The 8,007-nt window shown below is 50.7% G+C and carries 12 protein-coding genes; 4 read left to right on the top strand and 8 right to left on the bottom strand.

The genetic code is table 11. The annotated features are described in order from the left end of the window. Positions 1 to 6 precede the first annotated feature (6 nt). The 3 genes from SGI97_04280 (at position 7) to SGI97_04270 (ending at position 1,638) form a co-directional block, all read left to right on the top strand. Entirely contained in the window at positions 7 to 159 is a 153-nt protein-coding gene (locus SGI97_04280; GenBank protein ID MDZ4723107.1) for an FG-GAP repeat protein, read from the top strand. Positions 160 to 215: 56 nt separating this feature from the next. After that, positions 216 to 365, top strand: a complete 150-nt coding sequence (locus SGI97_04275) for a hypothetical protein (GenBank protein MDZ4723106.1) — start codon at positions 216 to 218, stop codon at positions 363 to 365. 1,081 nt (positions 366 to 1,446) lie between these two features. Then, the gene (locus tag SGI97_04270; GenBank protein MDZ4723105.1) at positions 1,447 to 1,638 is read left to right on the top strand and encodes a hypothetical protein; all 192 of its coding nucleotides are present in this window, start codon (positions 1,447 to 1,449) and stop codon (positions 1,636 to 1,638) included. A gap of 181 nt (positions 1,639 to 1,819) precedes the next feature. Here SGI97_04270 and SGI97_04265 read toward each other — a convergent pair whose 3' ends face one another. Beyond that, positions 1,820 to 2,494, bottom strand: coding sequence for a hypothetical protein (locus tag SGI97_04265; protein ID MDZ4723104.1), 675 nt, complete (start codon positions 2,492 to 2,494; stop codon positions 1,820 to 1,822). Positions 2,495 to 2,701: 207 nt separating this feature from the next. Here SGI97_04265 and SGI97_04260 point away from each other — a divergent pair, with 207 nt between their 5' ends. Then, positions 2,702 to 3,142 carry a CBS domain-containing protein gene (locus SGI97_04260; protein MDZ4723103.1) on the top strand — a complete coding sequence of 147 codons (441 nt, stop codon included), beginning with the start codon at positions 2,702 to 2,704 and terminating at the stop codon, positions 3,140 to 3,142. Between the two features lie 181 nt (positions 3,143 to 3,323). Here SGI97_04260 and frr read toward each other — a convergent pair whose 3' ends face one another. The 7 genes from frr to SGI97_04225 all read right to left on the bottom strand — a co-directional run. Next, entirely contained in the window at positions 3,324 to 3,881 is a 558-nt protein-coding gene (frr, locus tag SGI97_04255) for a ribosome recycling factor (GenBank protein ID MDZ4723102.1), read from the bottom strand. A 42-nt stretch (positions 3,882 to 3,923) separates the two neighbouring features. Continuing rightward, positions 3,924 to 4,649, bottom strand: coding sequence for a UMP kinase (gene pyrH, locus SGI97_04250; GenBank protein ID MDZ4723101.1), 726 nt, complete (start codon positions 4,647 to 4,649; stop codon positions 3,924 to 3,926). 6 nt (positions 4,650 to 4,655) lie between these two features. Then, the gene (tsf, locus tag SGI97_04245; protein ID MDZ4723100.1) at positions 4,656 to 5,537 is read right to left on the bottom strand and encodes a translation elongation factor Ts; all 882 of its coding nucleotides are present in this window, start codon (positions 5,535 to 5,537) and stop codon (positions 4,656 to 4,658) included. Positions 5,538 to 5,566: 29 nt separating this feature from the next. After that, positions 5,567 to 6,340: a 30S ribosomal protein S2 gene (rpsB, locus tag SGI97_04240; GenBank protein ID MDZ4723099.1), complete on the bottom strand. Its 774-nt coding sequence runs from the start codon at positions 6,338 to 6,340 to the stop codon at positions 5,567 to 5,569. Between the two features lie 145 nt (positions 6,341 to 6,485). Continuing rightward, positions 6,486 to 6,887 (bottom strand): 30S ribosomal protein S9, encoded by a 402-nt coding sequence (rpsI, locus tag SGI97_04235; protein ID MDZ4723098.1) that lies wholly within the window; start codon positions 6,885 to 6,887, stop codon positions 6,486 to 6,488. Between the two features lie 4 nt (positions 6,888 to 6,891). Next, positions 6,892 to 7,329 (bottom strand): 50S ribosomal protein L13, encoded by a 438-nt coding sequence (rplM, locus tag SGI97_04230; GenBank protein MDZ4723097.1) that lies wholly within the window; start codon positions 7,327 to 7,329, stop codon positions 6,892 to 6,894. A gap of 377 nt (positions 7,330 to 7,706) precedes the next feature. Next, the coding region (locus SGI97_04225; protein ID MDZ4723096.1) for a hypothetical protein at positions 7,707 to 8,007 on the bottom strand (301 nt) is incomplete at its 5' end.

The following is an 8,007-nucleotide window of genomic DNA, read 5'->3' as shown; positions in this document are numbered from 1 at the left end:
TCAGCGGTGAATTACGGGGTGGGGAGTAATCCTAATTCAGTTACATCCGCCGACTTTGACGGGGACGGGAAACCTGATCTGGCGGTCGCGAATACAGGTTCCAGCACTGTCTCGATCCTGAAAAACAACGGCAACTGGCATCCTGCTGTGTTGGATTAACGGGTAATGTCGATTGTGATCAAGCCGATGTCTCAGACGTTTCGGACCTGACGGCATTGATTGACAATCTCTTTATATCGCTGGCTCCGCTTTGTTGCGAATCAGAGGCCAATATCGATGGAGTGCCGCCAGTTGATATTTCTGATTTGACAGCGCTCATCGACCATCTTTTTATTTCGCTGGCTCCGACAGCGGCGTGTCAGTGAGATAGGACGTCATGATCGTTCGCCATGGAAAACCGTAGCGGATGACCTGCGAATATCGGAGAAGATGGATTCTCCGCCGTGGCGGACTGACATCTTCTCTGATATTAGTAGGTCGATACCTTCCCGAGGTCTCGACATCTTTTTTTCGTCTTGTAGCGATGAACTCCCGCGGTTCAGCTATTCTTTTGTTCTCTGTCTTCCCTGCGGACGCGGGAACCCACTATGAAGTGGTGTCGGGCGCCCCCGACGGGGCAGTTATCCCGTGCCCGACACTATGATTAAACTGTCAGGCGGGGGAGATACCATCCCCTGGCAGGGGCGCCAGACAGCACAGAAAAGAAGTCAGGATCACAAGGATCCTGACCTACTTAGGACTGACTGCACTTCTTAATTCTTCGTGCGGGACGTCTCTGTCGCGCACCGATGATTAAGACGCCAGTCCGCCGTGGCGGAGCCCGACACGTCGAGACAGTCAGGCGGGGGCGGATGACCTGCGAATATCGGAGAAGATGGATTCCAGTTTTCACTGGAATGACAAAATAGAAGGCTGACTGCACTTCTTAATTCTTCGTGCGGGACGTCTCTGTCGCGCACCGATGATTAAGACGCCAGTCCGCCGCGGCGGAGCCCGACACGTCGAGACAGTCAGGCGGGGGCGCCTGACAGCACGGACGAAGATGGATTCCAGCTTGCGCTGGAATGACAAAATAGAAGGCTGACGGCACTTCTTAATTCTTCGTGCGGGACGTCCCAGTCGCGCACCGATGATTAAGACGCCAGGCCGCCGCGCCTGCCCGCTGTGGCGGGGCGGACTGACATCTTCTCTTCGTCTGTGCAGTCCTCCCTCCTTTTGTCATTCCAGCTATCTTTGTCATTCCAGCGAAAGCTGGAATCCAGGGTAAATCAACGTGCAGGCCGCCGCCGCGGACTGCACCACATATTAGAAACCACTATGAGCGGTGGCATACCCGAATGAATAGAAGATGGATTCCAGTTTTCACTGGAATGACAATGTAGGGAACTTCTGCTTCAGTCTTCGGTAGCCCAGCCCACAGCTGGGTGTTTCCTGCCCGGTGTGAGCATGATCGAATTGCTGAAACATGGTGCGGAACAGAGATTTTCGAATCCGCCAATGGAGGACGGCCCGCACGAAGACGAAGATGGATTCTCCGCCGTGGCGGGCGGGAATGACATAGAAGAAGGAATCGCTGAACCGCAGGCCGCCACTGCGGGATGTATACCAACCACGAGTAGAACGGTCAGGTTACAATAAGAGATCACACCGTCCGCCACGGCGGAGTGTGGTACAAGACTTAAGAAGTCGCTACTCGCAACGACTCATCGAGGATTTGTTGGCGCACGAGGCTTTGTCCGCCACTGCGGGACGTGCGCCAACCACGGTGTAGAGGGTTTTACAACAGTCCCGGGTTATCGTGGCGACAGCCAATGCGTGGCTATCGAACAATAACAAGACTATCAATTTTAGTTTCTATGCGATAATATTCGTTTGTGAAAACGCCTTCCCGTGTGCCGACTTCCCACACTGAATCGGGGGAAACATAGCCGTCATGTTCAGTCAGCCGGAATGAGCGAGAGTACCGTTTATAGCCGATTTTATTTGGATAGTGCGTATAGAGCCATCTGAGAAGTCCGCTGTTCCGATCAATGATCGCTGTGCCGGATGGCTCCGAGGCGGAAGCAGACCGGTGGTCAAAGGCGATGGCCAGTTCCTTGCCGCCTGTGTCGTTGGGAAAAAAGCTCAGAACGTATTCATTTTTGAAAAGATTCGGGAGCGAAATGTCAATTGGCCGCTCTTTTACTCTGTCTTCTGTTTTGGTGACCTGTGAATCAAGCTGGCCAGCCGAATAGTAGAATACAACCCGACTGGTGTCGGTGTGTGTCGTTTTCCCTTTGCGGCTTATATGCCTATAGAAAGAACGGACATATATGGCGTAATCCCGACTACCAAGAGCTGAGTCGGATGCGGTAAATGCTTTTTCCGCTTTTACCCAATAGTATCTCAGAACAGGTTGGTCGTCAGGGCTCCCCAATACGGTCCATGCATAAAACAGAAGAACGGCCATAAAAACAGCGAAAAGTCTGAAACGTATTTCTTTTTTTGCTCTCATCCTGACCTGTTTCTGCGTATCAACTTATACGTGAACGTGCGCGTTTTGACAATTCACCCCCGTGTCTTGTGGCGGCGTTAGCATAATCAACCTGTTTGACTTTCTCAAGACCCAATCTCGGCCGGTATGGATGAGGATGAAGGTGATAGAATAAATTATGAATACCGTTACGACAAACCGCCAAAGAACCCAAAAAAAGGAGAGTGTATGATAGTCCGAGATATTCTCAGAGGGAAACAACAGGAATTAGTGACAGCCACAGTCAAAATGACCATACCGCACGCCATGGAGATTCTCATAAAGAATCGCATAAGCTGTCTGCCCGTTGTGGATAAAAATCTTCGCTTGGCGGGAATCATCAGCGACAAGGATATCTTCCGGCATATTTTTGATTCTCTCCAGAGCTTTCGTTCGTCGATGGTCGAGGACTTGATGACAAAGAAGGTCATCGTAGGGCTTGAGTCTGACGAAATCGGCTATATTGCATCGATAATGACGACAAATCGGATTCGGCATGTCCCAATTATGCGGGACGAGCGGCTTTTCGGATTGGTTTCGGTGGGTGATATTGTCAAAACCCGAATGATGGATATGGAGGTCGAGAACAGATACCTGCTTCAATTTATCGAAGGGAGCTATCCAAGATAGAGCGCGGTTCCAAGCCCGGTTATTATTAAGCGGGGAGCCGAGTTCCAGGAACAATGAGAACTGAGATTGCCGTGCCCGCCCGCCGTGGAGGGTCGTACCTGCCAAGGCACTCCTCGCAGCGACCATGTGGGAAATGTCAGCGCTGGTAGAAGCACCCACAAATCAACGCTGGTAACCCGGTTCAGACTTCCATGACTTCTTTTTCTTTGACGACGAGCAGTTGGTCCAGCTGTGAAATATAGGTATCGGTATACTTTTGGGTGTCTATAAGCGCGTTGACTTCCTCATCCTCGGATATTTTCTTGTCTTTTAATGCCTTTTTGATATGCTCGTTGGCATCGCGTCGGATATTCCGTATAGCCACTCGCCCTTCTTCGACGATATGTTTGCACTGCTTGACCAAATCTTTGCGGCGTTCTTCGTTCAGGGCCGGGATTGCCAGACGGATAAGCGCGCCATCGACCGACGGGTTCAGCCCCAAATCGGCCTTCTGAATCCCTTTGACAATATCGCCGACTGTCGACTTATCGAAGGCCTGGACCACGACCAGACGCGGTTCAGGCGCGCTCACGGTAGCGACCTGATTTATCGGCATGGTTGTGCCATAGGCTTCGACGCGCACCATATCAAGCAGGTGCGATGACGCTTTTCCAGTTCGCACTGTCCCGAGTTCGCGGGTGACCGTATCAACGGTCTTGTGCATCTTGTCAGTTGTTTCTGTGAAAATCTTATCAAGCATAATGAGACTCCTGTCGCCCTCTGTCTTATTGACTTATTAATATTAGGAGATAAGTGTTCCAACATCTTCGCCTGTGACGACGCGTTTAAGCACGCCTTCGATTCCGATATCGACTACCCGCACAGGAATATGATAATCTTTGAGAAGTGAAATGGCGGTTGAATCCATCACTTTCAGGTCCTGGGTCAGGACATCCATGAAGCTGAGCGATGGATAAAACACTGCGCCGGGTACTTTTTTGGGGTCAGCGGAATATACACCGTCGACATTGGTCGCTTTGATCATAAGATCTGCGCCGATTTCCATCGCGCGGAGCGATGCGGCGGTGTCGGTGCTGAAATATGGATTGCCTGTACCGGCCGCAAAAACGACGGTGCGTCCTTTTTCCATATGGCGCACAGCGCGGCGGCGTATATATGTCTCGGCAAAGGCTTCGATTTTCACCGCCGACATAACCCGTGTGTAGATGCCCATTTTCTCGAGGGTGTCCATGAGCGCAAGGGCGTTCATCACCGTCGCCAGCATTCCCATGTTATCAGCCGTGACGCGCTCCATACCTCGCTCTGCAGCATTCATTCCTCTGAAAATATTTCCGCCGCCTACGACTATTGCAAGTTCGATGTCGAGTTGCTTCATGTCTTTAATTTGTGAGCAGATTGATTCGACGGTCTGTGTGTGAATACCGTAATCGCTCGGTCCCATCAATGATTCGCCTGAGAGTTTTAGCAGAACTCGTTTATAGGCTGGTGGGGCAGAGTCTGTTAACATCCGAAGTTATTCTCCAAGACGGAAACGGACAAAACGAGAGATAGCGACCGGTTCCCCCTGCAAACTACTCATTTCTTTGACCAGATCTCCGACAGTCTTATCGTTATCTTTCACATATGACTGTTCCATGAGAACAACTTCAGCGTAGTATTTCTCAACTTTGCCGTCGACAATTTTGTCAATGATGGCGGCTGGTTTCTTTTCGTTTTCGGCCTGTTTGCGGAAGATTGATTTTTCAGCATCTATCGCTGTGGAGTCGACTTGCTCACGGCGCACTGCCGCCGGGGATGCGGCTGCAACATGCATGGCGACATCACGGGCGAACGTTTTCAGTTCATCGACCTTGGGGGATGACTTTGCCGAGATTTCCACAAGCACACCGAGCTTGTCCCCCGGATGGACGTAATAGGAAACGACGCCCGATGTTGTCTCAAAGCGCGCGAATCTTTTCAAAATTGTGTTTTCGCCCAGTCCGGCAATGGTTTCTGTGATGGCATCGCCCACTGTCATCGAGGGTTTAGCGGAAAAAGGTTGCGGGAGAAGCAAGTCACCACTGCCAGCACTCCCGAGCGACGGATTGGCGGCCACATGCTTGGCTATATTCATGCAGAATGTCTTGAACTGGTCGGTTCGGGCCACAAAATCTGTCTCGCAGTTAATCTCGATCATGGCGCCAAGTTTCTCTCCCGGGGGGATGTAGCAGGCAATGACGCCTTCAGATGTGACGCGTCCTTCTTTTGAACCGGCTTTGGCGATTCCCCGTTCACGCAGGACAGCAACCGCTTTATCAAGGTCGCCGTTGCTTTCGCTGAGGGCCTTTTTGCAGTCCATCATCCCCGCGCCTGTTTTATCGCGAAGGTCTTTTACTAATTTCGCTGTTATTTCCATTATCTCTTATCTGCCTTGTCTATGCGAACTCAAACAGTTGGTCTGTCTGAGTCAGAAATATACGTTTTCAGTGGTGTTGCCCGCTCCTCTTCGAGGGTCTTTTCCATCATTGCCTGCGATACGCTGGCCTGGGCCTCGATTGCTGCAACCACCAACTCGCCGAGAAGCAATCTGATGGATTTAATGGCATCGTCGTTGGCCGCAATCGGGAAATCAATCGGATCCGGATCGGCATTTGTATCGAGAATTGCAATAATCGGTATGCCGAGTTTGGAAGCCTCAGCCACGGCAATTTTTTCTTTTTTGGCGTCCACAACTATCAGCAGACCTGGGAGATAATTCATCTCCTTGATGCCGCCGAGAATCTTGACAAGCTTGCCGGCTTCGTTTTCGAAGTTGGACCGTTCTTTTTTAGTGAACTTTTCAAGCGTGCCGTCTTCGCGCATCCGCTCAATGTCTTTAAGTTTTTTGATAGAATTACGAATGGTGGCGAAATTGGTCAACATCCCCCCGAGCCAGCGTTCAGTGACATAGAAACCTTTGCATTTGGGCGCTTCTTCGAGAATAACCTCGCGTGCCTGTTTTTTGGTTCCGACAAAAAGAATCGAACGTCCGGCTGAAACAACCTCGGTGACTTTTCGCTTGGCCTGTTCAAGAGCGTTGATTGTTTTTTGCAGGTCAATAATATAGATGCCGTTGCGCGCTGCAAAAATGAACGGCTTCATTTTGGGATTCCAGCGACGGGTCTGGTGTCCAAAATGGACGCCCGCCTCTAAGAACTCTTTGACTTTTGGAGTAATCACAAACTACCTCTGTCTACGGTTTAACTTCGTTCGGGCTTCATCCTTGACCAGTACCCGTTGATCGGGACCGTCGGCCAAGTCGACCGTCACTGCTTATTTCCACACTCAGCAGAATATTCGGCTGAGTGTGGATACTTCTTGTTTTTTATCGCTTCGAATACTGGAAGCGTTTGCGAGCTTTGGGACGCCCGTATTTTTTTCGTTCAACTTCGCGCGGGTCGCGGGTAAGAAAACCGCCGCGGCTGAGTGTGCGCTGGACATCGGGGCGATAGAGAATCAATGCCCGGCTTAAGGCCAATCGGATTGCTCCGGCCTGGCCTGAGACTCCGCCGCCTTTGGCAGTACAGACGATATCAAATCGACCCGTGCTTTCGGTCGCAAGGAGCGGCTCGCAGGCATGGTTTACCAGTGTTTCGCGGCTGAGATAATCAGATATTTGTCTGCCATTGACTGAGACATTTCCTTTGCCCGGAAAGAGAATAACGCGAGCCGTGGAGCTTTTTCTACGCCCGATCGCCGAAGGCGGATTGCTTTGCGCTTGCGCCATAATTTTACTTCCTCTTCAATTCAATTGATGTCGGCTGTTGAGCGGCATGAGGATGCTCGCTTCCGGCATAGACATGTAGTTTCTTAATCATTTTGCGTCCGAGTTTATTCTTCGGAAGCATGCCTCGGATTGTCAGAGTGAACGCTTCATCCGGTCGACGATTCAATTCGTTCCCGAGATTATGCTTTCTCAGTCCGCCGGGGTATCCGGTGTAGGTATACGAGAATTTATTGAGCAATTTTGAGCCGGTCACTTTTAGTCCTGCGGCATTGATTGCCACAACATGGTCGCCCATATCAATATGGGGAGTAAAAGTCGGTTTGTCTTTGCCACGCAACATAGCAGCCACTTTGACGGCCACGCGTCCAAGGGTCGCGCCTTGCAGATCGATTACAACCCAGCGGCGATTATGCGGGTCAGCGGTCGGTAAAAAAGTCTTCATTTGGTCTCTTCCAATACTTACGGAGGGTCAACTTCTTGTAAAGCCTGCAAATATATCGTGTGGGATGGGAATGTCAAGTGTCAGTTTGAAAAAAAGTGACAAGTTCTGAGGATAACCAGATAACGCGCTTAAACTATTGGGCAGTAAGGCTATAGTTGGACGAATGGCCGGCAAATACGAGTTACTTTTCGACTTCCCCGGATTAGAGTTCAATCATGTCCCTGGATCATACCCCAGCTTTCGCTGGGGTGACATTTCCAGTGAGTCATTGCGAGGAGCGGCTTCTGAGACGCGACGCGGCAATCCTCATGTTCTCTGTTCAGTCCTGCTTCTTACCGACAACACCACCCATCTCACGGTTACACCATTCCCTACAGTCACTGACATGGCGCAGTCGGGGCGAGCGAAATAAAGAGATAATCGATGAGTGCAGTCAAATCGGAGATATCTGTCGTTCCAGTGCCATCGGTGTTAGCCGCATCAGGACAACAGAGCGGAGTTAAGGTGATGAACAGATGGTCAATGAAAACGGTTAAATCGCTGATATCTGCGGTCTGACCTCCATCGCAGTCAATATTCCCGGTTGGGTCAAAACAACAATCAAGACAGGCGGAATCTACCGGCAGAGCGCCGATGAGCTGGCTGCAAGAATTATTATTGGGAGCGCACGGAGAACTT

The organism is Candidatus Zixiibacteriota bacterium (assembly GCA_034439475.1).
GTDB lineage: Bacteria > Zixibacteria > MSB-5A5 > GN15 > FEB-12 > JAWXAN01.
Note: the sequence above shows the minus strand (reverse complement) of the source record. Positions and strands in the feature narration are given on the sequence as shown.

Excerpts from the sequence above, each read along its gene's own strand:
- SGI97_04270 (MDZ4723105.1), top strand. The coding sequence starts at position 1,447 with ATGATCGAATTGCTGAAACATGGTGCGGAACAGAGATTTTCGAATCCG.
- SGI97_04265 (MDZ4723104.1), bottom strand. The coding sequence starts at position 2,494 with ATGAGAGCAAAAAAAGAAATACGTTTCAGACTTTTCGCTGTTTTTATG.
- SGI97_04260 (MDZ4723103.1), top strand. The coding sequence starts at position 2,702 with ATGATAGTCCGAGATATTCTCAGAGGGAAACAACAGGAATTAGTGACA.
- frr (MDZ4723102.1), bottom strand. The coding sequence starts at position 3,881 with ATGCTTGATAAGATTTTCACAGAAACAACTGACAAGATGCACAAGACC.
- pyrH (MDZ4723101.1), bottom strand. The coding sequence starts at position 4,649 with ATGTTAACAGACTCTGCCCCACCAGCCTATAAACGAGTTCTGCTAAAA.
- tsf (MDZ4723100.1), bottom strand. The coding sequence starts at position 5,537 with ATGGAAATAACAGCGAAATTAGTAAAAGACCTTCGCGATAAAACAGGC.
- rpsI (MDZ4723098.1), bottom strand. The coding sequence starts at position 6,887 with ATGGCGCAAGCGCAAAGCAATCCGCCTTCGGCGATCGGGCGTAGAAAA.
- rplM (MDZ4723097.1), bottom strand. The coding sequence starts at position 7,329 with ATGAAGACTTTTTTACCGACCGCTGACCCGCATAATCGCCGCTGGGTT.